Annotated in this window: 14 protein-coding genes; 4 read left to right on the top strand and 10 right to left on the bottom strand. The window is 62.2% G+C overall.

The window, feature by feature from the left end:
- Positions 1 to 59 precede the first annotated feature (59 nt).
- The 4 genes from RPE78_RS07165 to rbfA form a co-directional block, all read right to left on the bottom strand.
- Complete coding sequence (locus RPE78_RS07165; RefSeq protein ID WP_406720167.1) at positions 60 to 578, bottom strand: DUF1643 domain-containing protein; 519 nt, start codon at positions 576 to 578, stop codon at positions 60 to 62.
- 53 nt (positions 579 to 631) lie between these two features.
- Positions 632 to 1534 (bottom strand): tRNA pseudouridine(55) synthase TruB, encoded by a 903-nt coding sequence (gene truB, locus RPE78_RS07160; RefSeq protein WP_406720166.1) that lies wholly within the window; start codon positions 1532 to 1534, stop codon positions 632 to 634.
- A gap of 88 nt (positions 1535 to 1622) precedes the next feature.
- Complete coding sequence (locus tag RPE78_RS07155) at positions 1623 to 2396, bottom strand: phosphodiester glycosidase family protein (protein WP_406720165.1); 774 nt, start codon at positions 2394 to 2396, stop codon at positions 1623 to 1625.
- Positions 2377 to 2802, bottom strand: coding sequence for a 30S ribosome-binding factor RbfA (gene rbfA / locus RPE78_RS07150; RefSeq protein WP_339108810.1), 426 nt, complete (start codon positions 2800 to 2802; stop codon positions 2377 to 2379). Before rbfA ends, RPE78_RS07155 begins: the two co-directional genes overlap by 20 nt.
- 145 nt (positions 2803 to 2947) lie before the next feature.
- Here rbfA and dapB point away from each other — a divergent pair, with 145 nt between their 5' ends.
- Complete coding sequence (gene dapB, locus RPE78_RS07145; RefSeq protein WP_406720164.1) at positions 2948 to 3754, top strand: 4-hydroxy-tetrahydrodipicolinate reductase; 807 nt, start codon at positions 2948 to 2950, stop codon at positions 3752 to 3754.
- A 226-nt stretch (positions 3755 to 3980) separates the two neighbouring features.
- On the opposite strand, the gene infB is transcribed toward dapB, so the two are convergent.
- From infB to pip, 5 genes are all read right to left on the bottom strand, one after another.
- On the bottom strand, positions 3981 to 6509 hold the full coding sequence (gene infB, locus RPE78_RS07140) for a translation initiation factor IF-2 (protein WP_339108808.1): 2529 nt from the start codon (positions 6507 to 6509) through the stop codon (positions 3981 to 3983).
- On the bottom strand, positions 6506 to 7138 hold the full coding sequence (locus RPE78_RS07135) for an RNA-binding protein (RefSeq protein WP_339108807.1): 633 nt from the start codon (positions 7136 to 7138) through the stop codon (positions 6506 to 6508). Before RPE78_RS07135 ends, infB begins: the two co-directional genes overlap by 4 nt.
- Positions 7139 to 7159: 21 nt before the next feature.
- The gene (nusA, locus tag RPE78_RS07130; RefSeq protein ID WP_339108806.1) at positions 7160 to 8782 is read right to left on the bottom strand and encodes a transcription termination factor NusA; all 1623 of its coding nucleotides are present in this window, start codon (positions 8780 to 8782) and stop codon (positions 7160 to 7162) included.
- Complete coding sequence (gene rimP / locus RPE78_RS07125; protein WP_339108805.1) at positions 8782 to 9375, bottom strand: ribosome maturation factor RimP; 594 nt, start codon at positions 9373 to 9375, stop codon at positions 8782 to 8784. The genes nusA and rimP overlap by 1 nt, the downstream gene beginning before the upstream one ends.
- Before the next feature lie 184 nt (positions 9376 to 9559).
- Entirely contained in the window at positions 9560 to 10531 is a 972-nt protein-coding gene (gene pip / locus RPE78_RS07120; protein WP_406720163.1) for a prolyl aminopeptidase, read from the bottom strand.
- 66 nt (positions 10532 to 10597) lie between these two features.
- On the opposite strand from pip, the gene ubiG reads away from it, so the two are divergent.
- A complete protein-coding gene (gene ubiG / locus RPE78_RS07115) occupies positions 10598 to 11341 on the top strand; it encodes a bifunctional 2-polyprenyl-6-hydroxyphenol methylase/3-demethylubiquinol 3-O-methyltransferase UbiG (RefSeq protein WP_406720162.1) in 744 nt (247 codons plus the stop codon).
- Here ubiG and RPE78_RS07110 read toward each other — a convergent pair whose 3' ends face one another.
- On the bottom strand, positions 11342 to 12484 hold the full coding sequence (locus RPE78_RS07110) for a type III PLP-dependent enzyme (RefSeq protein WP_339108802.1): 1143 nt from the start codon (positions 12482 to 12484) through the stop codon (positions 11342 to 11344).
- Positions 12485 to 12717: 233 nt separating this feature from the next.
- Between RPE78_RS07110 and RPE78_RS07105 the strand changes: the two genes are divergently transcribed.
- Together RPE78_RS07105 and RPE78_RS07100 are read left to right on the top strand one after the other, a co-directional pair.
- Positions 12718 to 13149 (top strand): Lrp/AsnC family transcriptional regulator, encoded by a 432-nt coding sequence (locus RPE78_RS07105; protein WP_339108801.1) that lies wholly within the window; start codon positions 12718 to 12720, stop codon positions 13147 to 13149.
- A gap of 114 nt (positions 13150 to 13263) precedes the next feature.
- Positions 13264 to 15225 (top strand): bifunctional 2',3'-cyclic-nucleotide 2'-phosphodiesterase/3'-nucleotidase, encoded by a 1962-nt coding sequence (locus RPE78_RS07100; RefSeq protein WP_406720161.1) that lies wholly within the window; start codon positions 13264 to 13266, stop codon positions 15223 to 15225.
- Positions 15226 to 15253 lie beyond the last annotated feature (28 nt).

Genomic DNA, 15253 nt, shown 5'->3' with positions numbered 1-15253 from the left:
CCGCAGATTCCCTAAGGGCAAAATAAGCGGTGGTGATGAAAAATCCACGGATGGTTAAGTCAGGCCCAGAGCACCGGCTGCTGCGCATAACCGATATAGAGCGGATGTTTCGGCGCACCGGCCTGCGTCAACCCAAGATGATAGAGCGCCCGATCCGCCCCGCGCAGCAGCGCCTCCACCGCCGCTCCGCGCCCCAGATGCGCCCCATGCGCCCCCCATGCGCAGATCACACGATCCTGCGGGCCGGACACCCAGTCGAGGCTCTCCAGAATGGCATGGTCGTTTTCGGGGCCGACAGGGTCGGGCTGGGCGCGCATCACCTTGGGATCGGTCGCGCGATAGGCGAAGATATTGGTCACCCGAAAGGCACCAAAGCCCAGAACACGCGCGCGCCTCTCGCAGCGTTCGACGGTCGGGTCGTTCTGCACCTCGGTCGCGGTCGAGGGGTTGAGCATGACAAACAGCGCCCTCGGCCCCTCGGGGTCCCAGACACGGGTGAGAAGATAACGATACTGCTCGTCGTCGGAATAGACCGCCACCGAGGCCGCATCGCCTTTCAGGAATTCACGCGTGATCATGGGGCATCCTCTCGCCAAGGAAAAGGCCGGAGGAGATCCACCGGCCCGTCAGGTTACAGGTTGAACACGCGGCTCGGGTGCAATTCGCCCGCCTTGTAGACCCCCACGGCCAAGGGCACGCCCTCATAGGACACCCAAGCCTCGTCGCCATATTCGCAGGCCGAGGCCAGAACCATGCCCGGATTGCCATTGCGCAGACGGACCGCGCCATCGGGGGTGCATTTCAGCTCGGGCAGGTCGGCCAGACCAATCTCCAGCGGCAGGACCTTGGCATCAAGCTCGGGCGTCTTGGCAAGCTGGTCAACCTCGTCAAGGCTGACCCCCTGCGCTGCCTCGAACGGGCCGGACCATTCGCGCCGGAGCCAGAGCACATGGCCCAAGCACCCCAGCGCCTGCCCCAGATCGCGGGCGATCGAGCGCACATAACCGCCCTTGCCACAGACCATCTCAAGCTCGATCGTATCGGCATCCACGCGCGAGACCAGTTCGAGGCTCTCGACCCAGAGGGGGCGCGCGGCCAATTCCATCTCCTCGCCCTTACGGGCCAAGGCATAGGCACGCTCGCCATCCACCTTCACGGCGGAAAACTGCGGCGGTACCTGCATGATATCGCCGGTGAATTGCGGCAGAGCGGCACGGATCTCGTCATCGCTCGGGCGCGTCTCGGAGGTCTCGATCACCTCGCCCTCGGCATCATCGGTATTGGTGGCCGCCCCAAGACGCACCTGAAAACGGTAGCATTTATCGGCATCGGTAATATAGGGCACAGTCTTCGTGGCCTCGCCCAGAGCCACGGCCAGAACCCCCGTTGCCGCAGGGTCCAGCGTGCCCGCATGGCCCGCCTTCTTCGCGCCAAGCGCCCAACGCACCTTGTTGACAACGGATGTCGAGGTCATCCCCGCAGGCTTGTCGATGATCAGCCAGCCCGAAACATCGCGACCTTTTTTACGTGCCATTGCCTTGTCCGCCCTTCGCTTGCGCCCGTTTGCAAGGCGTCCTGCTAGCCGAAGGGGGACGGATGGTCAACCGGCCCCTATCCGGCCCTTATTCAGACTGTAATGCAGCAGGCTTGGCCGCGCGCACCAGCCCGACAATCGGCCCCATCGGCACACCGAAATCGGCGCGGTTTTCCGACGGATCGACCAACCGCGAGATCTTGCCATCGAAATAAAGCGCATTGCGTGCGCCCAGCTTGTCGCGGAACAGGCGCGCGAACAGGTGGAAGTTCACCGGCGTTTCGGAAATGGCGAACCACGCTTGCTGGCCATCGGCAGACACACCCACCCCGTTACGGATGTTCAGACTATCACTGTCGGGCAGAAACTTCGGATGCAGAGCCCCGTCGATCACCAGCATCGGCCCCGATTGCGTCGCGTATTTGCACGCGGGCGGATTGTCGCGATAGCTGCGCGATTCGATAACCTGCAGCCGGTCCTCGCCGATGCAGAAAACCCCGTTCGGCAGCAGGCCGAAATTGCCCGGCCCCTCGGAGGTCACAATCGGACGTTCTTCCCGCCCCTGCTCCACGAACAGCCCCACGGGGCGGCGATCCGCATGATACATGCCCGCATTCATCGCGAAGGCCAGAACCTCGTCCGGCTTGAGCTGCTCGGTCAGGCGGTCGGGCGTGCCGATCAGCGCGCCCTGCGGATCATTCCACCACAGCCGCAGATCATCGCCAGCCTCCGCCTCGCAGACGGTAAAGACGGCCGAGTCGAACTCGACCCGATGGCACGGGTCATCGGAGGCCGCCAGAACCGGCCCCGCCCCCATTGCCAGAACTCCCAGAAAGGCGAGTTCAGTCCAGATCTTCGTCATCTTCGTCATCGTGACGGGCCACATCGCGCTGCACCTTCTCATCCGAGAACAAACGGCGGGTTTCATCCATGCGGTCATAGGTCTCGTCCAGACGGAACCGCAGATCGGGGGTGAATTTCAGGGTCAGGCTCTTGCCCACCATATGGCGGATCTCGCCCTTGTTGCGGGCCAGCGCCTTGATCAGGCCTTCCTCGCCCTTGCCGCCCAGAGGGGTAACATAGGCGGTCGCGACTTTGAGATCGGGCGAACAGCGCACCTCCCCCACCGTCACGGACACGCCGGACAGGTCGGGATCATGCACATCGCCGCGCAGCAGGATGTCAGACAATGCACGACGGATCAGCTCGCCCACGCGGAGCTGCCGTTGAGAGGGCCCTTCGGCCGAAGTGAAGCGGTTCTTTGCCATACTCCGCACATACTCATTTGCCGCGTCTCGTGCAATGGCCGCGTGGCCCCTGTGCGCGGCGCAAGGTCGCATGAGGCTTTGCCAAGCCCCTGCCCGCAGGATAAGCAAGAGCCCAACTGAAAGGCCAATAACGAAAGAGAGAACCATGGGTGAACTTCCGGGCATCGTCATCACCGGCGCGTCGGGCCGTATGGGGCAAATGCTGATCCGCAGCGTCGTGGCGTCGGATAAGGCGCGCCTTGTGGGCGCGGTCGTGCGGGCGGGCCATGACTGGGCCGGCCGCGATCTGGGCGCGCTGATGGGCGTGGGCCACGGCGTCGTGGTGACCGACGATGCGCTTGAGGCCTTTGCCAAGGCGCAGGCGGTGATCGATTTCACCACGCCCGAAGCCACGCTGGAATTTGCCGAACTGGCAGCCCAGGCCCGCGCGACCCATGTGATCGGTACCACGGGCTTTACCGACGCCCAGCTCGAGGCGCTGAAGCCTGCCGCCTTCCACGCCGTGCAGGTGCGCGCAGGCAATATGAGCCTTGGGGTCAACCTGCTGACCCAGTTAACGAAAAAGGTTGCTCAGGCGCTGGATGAGGATTGGGATATCGAGGTGATCGAAGCCCACCATAACCGCAAGGTCGATGCGCCCTCGGGCACTGCGCTGATGTTGGGCGAGGCCGCCGCCGAAGGCCGTGGCATCACGCTTGCCGACCATAAGGAATCGGGGCGCGACGGCATTACAGGTGCGCGCGAGAAAGGCGCCATCGGGTTTTCGGCCATTCGTGGCGGCGATATCGTGGGCGAACATGACGTGCTGTTTGCCGGCATGGGCGAACGGATCGTGCTGCGCCATATCGCCACCGACCGCGGCATCTTTGCCCGTGGCGCGGTGAAGGCCGCGCTCTGGGGGCAGGACAAAGAACCCGGTCAATATGACATGATGGATGTGCTGGGGCTTTAAGCCCCATGCGAACCGCAAGGCGGGCCAATCTGCCGCATGGTGAGACCCAAAGCAGGCCCGTTTCGCATCCGCTTCCCGATAGGTACTCTTCGGGCTGGCGGGCATCGGGCCTGCCCCGCCCCTGAGCAACAGACGGGGCCTCGCAACGGCCTTTGCCACCGGATCCACGCGCATAAAAAAGGCGGCCACGCGGGCCGCCTTTTTCTTTTGGATCTCAGACCGCCGATCAGAGCGAGCGTTCGATCTCTTCGCGCTCGAAGATCTCGATCACATCGCCGGGGCGGATATCTTCGTAGCGTTCGAACGCCATACCGCATTCCTGACCGGAAATGACTTCCTTGACCTCGTCCTTGAAGCGCTTGAGCGTCTTCAGCGTGCCTTCGTGGATCACCACGTTGTCGCGCAGCAGACGCACGCCAGCCGAACGGCGGGCAACGCCTTCGGTGACCAAGCAGCCTGCGACCTTGCCGACGCCGGTGACCTTGAAGACTTCCTTGATCTCGGCATAGCCGATGAAGTTCTCGCGGATCTCTGCCGACAGAAGGCCCGATGCGGCCGCTTTGATGTCATCCACCAGATCATAGATGATCGAGTAATAGCGGATCTCGACACCCTTCTGGTTGGCCGAGCTGCGTGCCGGCGCATTTGCACGGACGTTGAAGCCGATGACCGGTGCCTGACTTGCTTCGGCCAGACCGATGTCGGATTCGGTGATCGCGCCCACACCCGAATGGATGACACGCACGCGCACCTCGTCGTTGCCGATCTTTTCAAGCGCCTGAACGATAGCCTCGGTCGAGCCCTGCACATCGGCCTTGACCACAACGGCCAGTTCCGAAACGCTTTCATCGGCCTTGGCTTTCGCCATCAGCTGTTCCAGCGTGGTGGCGGCACCGGCTGCGGCACGTTTGTCCTTGGCCGCCGAGATACGGTAATCCGCGATCTCGCGGGCCTGTGCCTCGGTTTCGACCACGTTGAGCACGTCGCCTGCTTCCGGCGTTCCGTTAAGGCCAAGCACCTCGACCGGAACCGAAGGGCCGGCTTCATCAACACGGTCGCCGCGGTCGTTGATCAGCGCGCGGACCTTACCCCATTGCTCGCCCACAACGAAGATATCGCCGCGTTTGAGAGTACCATGCTGCACCAGAACGGTCGCAACCGGACCACGGCCCACATCGAGCTTGGCCTCGATCACCGCACCCTGCGCCTGACGGTTCGGGTTGGCTTGCAGTTCCAGAATTTCGGCCTGAAGCGCGATGGCCTCCAGCAGGGTATCAAGCCCCTTACCGGTCTTGGCCGACACTTCAACCGTCTGCACGTCGCCGCCCATCTCTTCGACAACAACGTTATGCTGCAGAAGCTCGGTGCGCACACGCTGCGCATTGGCCTCGTGCTTGTCGATCTTGTTGATCGCCACGATCATCGGCACATTCGCCGCTTTCGCGTGGTTGATCGCCTCGATGGTCTGCGGCATGACCGAGTCATCCGCCGCCACGACCAGAATGACCACGTCGGTCACATTCGCACCGCGCGCCCGCATCGACGTGAACGCCGCGTGGCCGGGGGTGTCAAGGAAGGTCAGAACCGACCCGCGCTCGGTGGTCACCTGATAGGCACCGATATGCTGCGTGATCCCGCCCGCTTCGCCCGAAACGACATTCGCATTGCGGATCGCATCCAGAAGCGAGGTCTTGCCGTGGTCAACGTGGCCCATGATGGTCACGATCGGCGGACGCGGCTGGAGGTCTTCCGGCTTGTCCTGAACCGTGTCGATCACCTGTTCCACATCCGAATCCGACACGCGGACGGCGCGGTGGCCGAACTCTTCGATCACCAGCTCTGCGGTGTCGGCATCCAGCGGTTGGTTCGCGGTCACCATCATGCCCATTTTCATGAGCGATTTGACAACATCCGCGGTGCGCTCGGCCATACGGTTGGCCAGTTCGCCCACCAGAATGGTTTCCGGCAGCTGGACATCACGCGCCTGTTTCTCGGCGCGCTGCGTGCCCATGCCCTTCTGGCGCTGACGTTCCTGCTTGCGCTTCATCGACGCGAGCGAGCGCTGACGCCCCTCGGTGCCCGAAAGCGCTTCGTTCAGCGACAGCTTGCCTGCACGGCGGCTGTTATCCTTGGCCGCCTTGCCGCGTGCATCCCGCTCGTTGCGATCACGCTCGCGGTCGGTCTTGCGCGGACCCGAGGCCGAAACGCCCTTGGTCTCGGCACGGGCTGCGGCTGCTTCGGCCGCAGCGCGGTCTTGCGGCGCGGCAGGTGCGTCGGCCTTCGGTGCCTTGCGGACCTCTTCTTTTTTCTTGGCGCGCAGTTCGGCCTCGCGTGCTTTACGCTCGTCCTCTTCCGCTTTCAGGCGCAGCGCTTCTTCACGCTCGCGCTCTTCTTTCTCTTTCGCTTCCTGCTCGGCACGGCGACGCTCGCGCTCTTCCTCGCGGGCCTTTTCCTCGGCTTCGCGGGCAGCGGCCTCTTCGGCCTCACGTGCTTTTGCAGCCTGCAGCGCCTTCAGGCGGCGCTCCATCTCGGCATCCGAGATGCCTGCAGGGCGTTTTTTAGGGTCGCCCAGATTCGGGCGCGAGCCGGAGGGCTTGCCACCGGCCGCCGCGGCCGCAGGCTTGTTCACGACCCGTTTCTTGGTCTTGGTTTCCACCACCACGCTCTTGGTGCGCCCGTGGCTGAAGCTTTGCTTCACCGAACCGGGGCGTGCGCCACCAAGACCGAGGGTTTTTTTGCCGTCCGTATCGCTCATGCCGTCTTCGTATCCTTACTGGCAGCCGCTTTGCCGCCGTCCTGCCTGCGCATCCCCGCAAGCCTTGCCGCTTCTGTTATGACACGCGGAGTGAGTCCACCAGAACCAAGCGCGCCGTGTATTGCACGATCGCGCCCAAAAGCCAAACCCAATTCCGCGCTGGTCAGACAGCCGAACCATCGGCCGCCCTCGGGGGTCCAGAGCTTACCCTTCCCGCGCTCCGATCCATCGGAGGCCTGGAAGAGCACTTTTGCCCGACCTTCCGCGAGCCAGCCCTTGACCTTTTCAAAGCCACAAACGGCTTTGCCAGATTTCCTGACCAAGGAGATAAGCTCAACCACGCGATGTGCAAGGGCCTCTTCGACAAGATCTGCCAGATTATCCGGCACCTCCGCCTTGGCCTTTGCCCCGCGGGAGAACAATCCCTTGGTTGCAGCTTTCTCGATCACCTCGCGATCCGAGGTCACCCAGATACCCCGACCTGGCAGCTTTTCTGCCACATCGGGATAGATCAGACCGTCCGGCCCCAGCACGAAACGCACAAGCCCGGCCTTGGGCTGCACGTCTTGCGTGACGATGCAGCGCCGTTCCGGCTCGTCATTTACTTTGTCTCGCCCACCACGGCTCATGATCGGTCTGATCCCCTTCTCTTAGGCCTTGGGCTCTTCGCCCTCGGCCGCATCTTCTTCTGCGGCATCCGCCTGTGCTTCCAGCTCGGTCGGGTCAACCCAGCCCAGCTGCACACGTGCGGTCATCACCATATTCTGCGCATCTTCCAGCGACACATCGAAGGATTCCAGCAGACCGTCATCCTTCTGGCGCTTGCCATCGACGGTGGTCCAGCCACCGGCCAGCTCCCAGTCGGCGCAGGTCGCGAAATCTTCCAGCGTCTTCACGCCGTCTTTCGCCAGTGCCTCGACCATCGGTGCGGTCAGGCCCTCGACCTCGAACAGGCTGTCCTCGGCACCAAGCGCGCGGGCGCTCTCGATGGCCTTGCGATTGAGCTCTTCGATATAGTCACGCGCGCGGGCCTGAAGCTCCTCGGCGGTGCCTTCGTCGATCCCCTCGATCGACAGTAGCTCGTCGCTTTCGACATAAGCCACTTCTTCGAGGTTCGCAAAACCTTCCGCGACCAGAAGCTGGGCGAAGAACTCGTCGATATCAAGTGCATCCACGAACAGCTTGGTGCGCTCTGCGAATTCGGCCTGACGGCGGCTCGATTCCTCGGCCTCGGTCATGATGTCGATATCGAGACCGGTCAGCTGCGAGGCCAGACGCACGTTCTGACCGCGGCGGCCGATGGCCAGCGACAGCTGTTCGTCAGGCACAACCACTTCGATCTTCTGGGCTTCCTCGTCGAACACCACTTTCGACACTTCTGCCGGTTGCAGCGCATTCACAAGGAAAGTCGCGGTGTCTTCGTTCCACGGAATGATGTCGATCTTCTCGCCCTGCAGCTCGCCCACGACGGCCTGCACACGGCTCCCGCGCATACCGACGCAAGCGCCGACGGGGTCGATCGAGTTATCATAGGAAATCACGGCGATTTTCGCGCGCGATCCCGGATCACGGGCCACGGCCTTGATCTCGATGATGCCGTCATAGATTTCCGGCACTTCCATCTTGAACAGTTCCGCCATGAATTGCGGATCGGTGCGCGACAGGAAGATCTGCGGGCCACGGGTCTCGCGGCGCACGTCTTTCACATAGCAGCGGATACGGTCGCTCGGGCGGTAGGATTCACGGCCGATCTTCTCGTTGCGGCGCAGGATGCCCTCGCCACGACCGATATCGACGATGATATTGCCATATTCCTCGCGCTTGACCACACCGTTGATGATGGTGCCCTTGCGATCCTTGAATTCCTCATACTGGCGGTCACGCTCGGCTTCGCGCACGCGCTGCAGGATGACCTGCTTGGCGGATTGCGCGGCGATACGGCCCAGATCGACAGGGGGAACCTCGTCGATGATCTCGTCCCCGATCTCGGGCTCGGCCTTATATTGCTTGGCCTGCTTGACGGTCAGCTCTGCCTGATAGTTCTCAAGCTCCTCATCCGCCACAACGGTGCGCACACGGGTGAAGGTCGCGCGACCGGTCTTGCGGTCGATATGGACGCGAATGTCCATTTCCGAGCCGTAACGGGACTTTGCCGCACGGGCCAGCGAATCTTCCATCGCCTCGATCACCAGATCGGGGTCGATCATCTTTTCGCGGGCCACGGCCTCGGCGGTCTGCAGCAGTTCAAGCTGGTTGGCAGAGGTGATTGCCATCACTCTTTCTCCTCGTCGGAAGCATCCGTATCCGTTTCGATCTCGTCGAATTCGGTCTCATCAATTGCGCCAGAGGCCTTTTTCTGGCGCAGCATCTCGTCAATCAACTCGTCGGTCAGCACAAGTTTCGCATCCGACAGCCAGTCGAATTGCAAACCGATGGTCACCGGCTCGCCCTGCTCTTCGATCTCGAGCAGAACCTCTTCGCCTTCCGTCCCGCGGATGAAGCCCTTGAAGCGGCGACGCCCGTCGATCATCTCCGACGTCTCGACCTTGGCCTCATAGCCTTCCCAGACATCGAAATCCTTCAGACGTGTCAGTGGGCGGTCGATACCGGGGGAAGACACTTCGAGGTGGTAATTATCCTCGATCGGGTCTTCCACATCCAGCACAGCACTGACAGCCGTCGAGATCTTGGCGCAATCATCCACGATGATGCCACCCTCGGGGCGATCTGCCATGATCTGGAGCGTTGCCGTCTTGCCGCCCTGCAGGCGGATACGAATCAACTCGAAACCCAGCCCCTCGATGGTGGGCTGAACAATATCTGCCAGACGCCGGTCGATGGCGGTCTTTGCGATGAGGTCGGTCATGTCCGTCCTTCGTTGAAAGCCTTGACCCGAAAACAGAAAAACGGGCCAAGCGGCCCGTTGCATAGGTTCGGTGGATGCCGAGCCAAGCCCGACACGCCGCTGTTGGGCAAGTCTATAACCCATCGCGGGCTTGTTTGCAAGCGTTTCGCGCAAGCCCCGCACATACGCCTTACAATCGCCACGCTCAGCGCCGCAGCCTGTCCATGATCCCCACAAGGCTTTGGGTAATCCGCGGCTCCGACAACGCATGTCCCGAGGCGGGCACCATCTGCAACTCGGCCAGCGGCCAGTTCTGCGCCAGACGCCATGCCGAATAGGGCGGGCAGATCATATCCATACGGCCCTGCACGATCATCGTCGGGATATGCTCGATCTTGTGACGGTCGCGCAGGATCTGGCCATCTTCCTCAAGGAACGCCTGATTGGAAAAATAATGGTTTTCCAGCCGCGCGAAAGCACGGGCGTAATCGGCAGGGGCCTCGCCCATATGGCCGTCGGTATCCACCGAGGCCAGCGCGTTCTCCCACATCGTCCAGATACGGGCATGGCGGGCCTCGGTCACATAATCGCCACTGAAGAGCCGCTTGTGATAGGCGGCCACCATATCGCCCCGCTCCTCTTCGGGGATCGGCTCGCAGAACCGTTTCCACAGATCGGGGAAGAACTGCCCCGCTCCCCCGCCATAGAACCAGTCGATCTCGCGCGCCATCGCCAGAAACACCCCGCGCAGCACGAGTGCGCGCACATGGTCGGGATGCGTCTCGGCATAGATCAGCGCCAGAGTCGCCCCCCAGCTACCGCCGAAAACGATCCAGCGTTCAATACCCAGAACCTGCCGAATCGCCTCGATATCGGCGACCAGATGCCATGTCGTGTTATTCTCGACCGACGCCTGCGGCTTGGACAGCCCGCAGCCGCGTTGGTCAAACAACACGATCCGGTAATGCGCGGGGTCAAAGAACCGCCGCATCGCAGGGCTGCATCCGCCCCCTGGCCCGCCGTGAAACACCACCACGGGCACCCCATGCGGATTGCCCGATTGCTCGATATACAGCTGATGACCATCGCCGACGTCCAGCATACGCCGGTCGAAAGGCTCGATCGGCGGGTAAAGATAAGACGTCGGTTGGCGTTTTTGACCTGCAGTTCTATCCATGATCAGACTATATAGCGCAAAACGGTGCTCCACCACGGGGCAGAGGCAGATATTTCGAGGTAAGCCATGTCAGACGTGAAATCGACCATCAACCCTGACGAAGTTGCCAAATTCGAGGCTATGGCCGCCGAATGGTGGGATCCAAACGGCAAATTCCGCCCGCTGCACCAGATGAACCCCTGCCGGTTGGACTATCTGACCACGCAGATCGCCACGCAATTCGGCCGCAACCTGCGCGATGCACGCCCTTTTGAAGGGCTGCGCATCCTCGATATCGGCTGCGGCGGCGGGCTGCTGTCGGAACCGATGGCACGGCTGGGTGCCACGGTGGTGGGGGTGGATGCCGCCGAGGGCAACCTGCCCGTGGCGCGTCTGCATGCCGAGCAGTCGGGGCTGGAGATCGACTATCGCCACGGCACCGCCGAGGCGCTGGCCGCCGATGGCGAAGCGTTCGACGTGGTTCTGGCGATGGAGATCGTCGAACATGTGGCCGTGCCGCAGGAGTTCATCGACACCTGTGCGGCGCTGGTAAAATCGGGCGGGATGATGTTTGTCTCGACCCTCAACCGCAATGCCAAAAGCTATATGTTCGCCATTGTCGGCGCCGAGCGGATCCTGAAATGGCTGCCCAATGGCACGCATGACTGGGCCAAGTTCATCACGCCCGACGAGCTGGAGGATATGGTCCTGAACGCGCAGCTGGATATGGTCGACCGCAAGGGCATGGTGCTGAACCCGATCACATGGCGCTGGTCCACCTCGGCACGGGATCTGTCGGTGAATTACGTCACCACCAGCCTGAAAGCCTGATCACACCAAGCTCAGGGCCGTGACGATCTCCATTTTGCCGAAGCCGCTGAAATGGGTGTTGGTCACGGCGCTATAGGCCCCCATGCCGTGGAAGACGATAAAGTCTTCCTCGGCCAGATCGTCGGGCAGTGCCAGCTTGCCCGGCAGGCGGTCCACAGGGTCGCAGGTCGGACCAAAAATCATCCGCGGCAAAGGTGCGCCCTCACGCTTGCGGCCCTCGGGATCATAGACGGCCAGACGCTCGATATTGCCCACCAGAGGCAATTCGGCAAGGCCACCGTAAATCCCGTCATTCAGGAACACATCGCCGCCATCGCGCAGGGCTTTCACGCGGGTGATATGGGTGAAAGCATCGCCCACCAGCCCCCTGCCCGGCTCGCAGACCAGCGCGGGGCGGCTCTCGCCGAAAGCCTCGCCCGTCGCCTGCCCGATCGTGGTAAAGATCGCCTCGAGATTGGGGGCCGGGCCGGCCTTGCGGTGGTTCGGGAAGCCGCCCCCCACATTCAGCCGGTAGAGCCGCACGCCCGCCTGCCCCGCGATAGCGGCCGCCGCGCGGATGAAGCGGTCCCAGACCATCGGGTCGGTCACCTGCGAGCCGGGCTGGAAGGTCAGCGAGGGCCTGAACCCCGCCGCCTCCACCTCGCGCAGCAGATCAACCGCCAGTTCCTGCGTCGCGCCAAACTTGGCGGTCGGGTTGTAATTGCCAGCCTCATCGGCCAGTTTGAACCGCACCGAGATCTCGCAATTCTCATAGGGCACCAGCGCGACCAGCTTGGTCAATTCGCTCCGGCTATCGACCGACCACGCCCTGACGCCCGCCGCAACGGCATGGGCGATCTCGGCGCGGCCCCGCACGGGATTGTGGTAATGCAACGCACAGTTGGGCGCGAGACGGCGGATCAGGTCGATCTCGTCGGGCGCGGCCACATCAAATCCACGCAGCCCCGCTGCGGCGAGGTTTTCAATCACCATCTCGGCAGGGTTGGATTTCACGTCATAGGTCACAAGCCCCGGAAAGCCGCGGATAAAACGCACCGCCGTCTGCTGCAACATGGCGGGCGAAAACACCAAGACCGGATGATCGGGCTTGTTCACACGGATGATTTCGGACGGATTGCTCCAGATTGTCTTCGACACGCCCATCGGCTTTCCTCGCACAATGAGTGGCAGCCACCTCTTGCCCTGCGCGCGGCCTTTGGCCCCGCATGGGTTGGGAAAGCGCTTACGCGGTTTATCCAACCAGACGGGCCTCTCGCAAGGCTCCGCCTGCCTCTGTGTCGCGCCATATGGGGCCAAAACCTTGTCATGGAAAGACCAAATCTGTAGCCTATCTTCGTTAAACTGACGGCTTTCACGACAAAAATGGCAGGCAGGCGATGGATGAGCTGGATCGTGCCCTTCTGGGGCTTCTTTCGGGGGATGCGCGGCTTTCCCTCTCGACCGTGGCGCGGCGGCTGAAGGTGGCGCGCTCGACCGTGCAGGCGCGGCTCGAGCGGCTGGAATCCGAGAAGGTGATCGTGGGCTACACCGTCAAACTGGGGGAAGCCGCCCGCAGCCAGCGCCTGCGCGCCACCGCCCTGCTGGAGATTGATCTGAAGGTCCAACAGGCCATTCTGGGACGCCTCAAAGCCATCCCCGAGATCGAGCGCATCGTAACCTGTTCGGGCCGGATCGACCTGATGGCACAGATCGCCGCCGATACCACAATGCAGCTTGACCGTGTACTGGACCTGATCGGCGAGATTCCGGGCGTGCTCAATTCGGAAAGCCTGATCCATCTGACCACAAAGCTGGATCGGGCGGTCTAATTTTCGCGCATCGCGACGGGCGCGCGCCCGCTGACGCCACGTGCAGCGCGCATTTGTCGTGAAACCGCAGGGAAACTGCGCCAGTTTAAGGGCAAGATCACGAAAGGACCCGCCATGACCGGAATTTCTCGCCGTTATTTTCTGGCGGCAAGCGCCGCAACCGGAGCCTATCTGGTCCACCCGTTCAAGGCCGAAGCCGCCGCCGGACAGATCCATCTGCGGCTCATCGAAACGACCGATATCCATGTGGCCATCGACCCCTATGACTATTACGGGGACAAGCCCGATGACACGCAGGGGCTGGCGCGCACGGCGACCCTGATCGAAAGCCTCAGGGACGAGGCCGAGAACACCCTGCTGCTGGATAATGGCGACCTTTTGCAGGGCAATCCGCTGGGGGATTACATCGCGCATCGGAAAGGGGTGGGCGATGACGTGCACCCGATGATCAAGGCGATGAATATTCTGGGCTATGATTGCGCGACCCTGGGCAATCATGAATTCAATTACGGGCTGGAGTTCCTGCAGGCCTCTTTGGCCGATGCCGCCTTTCCCTTCGTATGCGCCAATGTGGTGGTCGGCCCCGAACTGGGGCAGATCCCGACGCAGGACGAGACCCTCTTTCCGCCCTATTACGTCATGGATCGCGGTCTTGTAGACGGGGCGGGCGAGGTGCATGAGGTCAAGATCGGGGTCATTGGTTTCGTGCCGCCCCAGATCCTGCAATGGGACGAGGCCAATCTGAAAGGCCGCGTGTCGGTACGAGACATTGTTGCGGCAGCTCGGGCATGGGTGCCCAAGCTCAGGCAGGACGAAGGCTGCGATCTGGTGATCGCGCTGGCCCATACCGGCATCGAGGGCGGCGGCTATACCGCAGGTATGGAAAACGCCGCGCTGTATGTGGCCGAGATCGAGGGCATTGATGTCGTCCTGACCGGCCATCAGCACCGCGTCCTGCCCGGCCCCGATTACGAGGGCATCGAAGGGGTAGACGCCCAGAAAGGCACCTTGGCCGGAAAGCCTGCCGTGATGGCAGGGTTCTGGGGCTCGCATATGGGGCTGATTGATCTGATGCTCGAAAAGCAGGGCGACAAATGGCAGATCGTGAGCCATACCTCGGAAGCGCGCCCGATCTACAAGCGCGAAGACCGCAAGGCGGTGGCGCTTGTCGGGAGCCTGCCGATCATCCTTGATGCGGTCGAGGCTGATCACGAGGCAACGCTGGCCTATATCCGCGCGCCCGTGGGGAAGACCTCGGCACCGCTTTACAGCTATTTCGCGCAGGTGGCCGATGATCCTTCGGTGCAGATCGTGTCACAGGCGCAAAGCTGGTATGCCGCTGATATGCTGAAGGAAACCGCCTATAAGGATCTGCCGATCCTCTCGGCGGCAGCACCCTTCAAATGCGGCGGGCGCGGCGGGCCGGACTACTATACCAATGTCCCCGAAGGCCCCGTGGCCATCAAGAATGTGGCGGACCTTTATCTTTATCCCAATACTTTCCGCGCGCTGAAGGTCACGGGGGCCACTGTGGCCGACTGGCTGGAGCGTTCGGCTGGGGCCTTCAACCAGATTACGGCGGGCGCACAGGACGCAGCGCTGCTGAACCCCGATTTCCCCAGCTATAATTTCGACGTGATGGATGGGGTGACCTATAGGGTCGACCTCTCGAAGCCCTCGAAATTCGACAGCGATGGCAAGCAGATCAGCGAGGGTGGGCGCATCATAGATCTGATGTTCAACGGCAAACCCATCGACCCCGAACAAGAGTTTATCGTGGCCTCGAACAACTATCGTGCAGGCGGCGGCGGAAATTTTCCGGGCATCGAGCCCTCGAAAATCATCTTCGAGGGGCCGGATACCAACCGCGACATCCTTCTGCGCTTTATCCAGAAGGAAGGCACGATCAACCCCTCGGCCGATCGCAACTGGGGCTTTGCGCCGATGGCTGACACCACAGTCACCTTTGCCTCCGGTCCGGCAGGGCGCGCGTTCATGGAGGCGGTGAAAGGCGTGCAGATCGCGGATGCGGGCGAGGCCGAGGGGGGATTTGCGCTTTATCGCATCACGCTCTGACACATTTGCCCTGCGTCAAAGGCTTTTC

The organism is Thioclava litoralis, assembly GCF_045278885.1.
Classification (GTDB): domain Bacteria; phylum Pseudomonadota; class Alphaproteobacteria; order Rhodobacterales; family Rhodobacteraceae; genus Thioclava; species Thioclava litoralis.
This window is presented reverse-complemented; position numbering and strand designations above follow the sequence as displayed.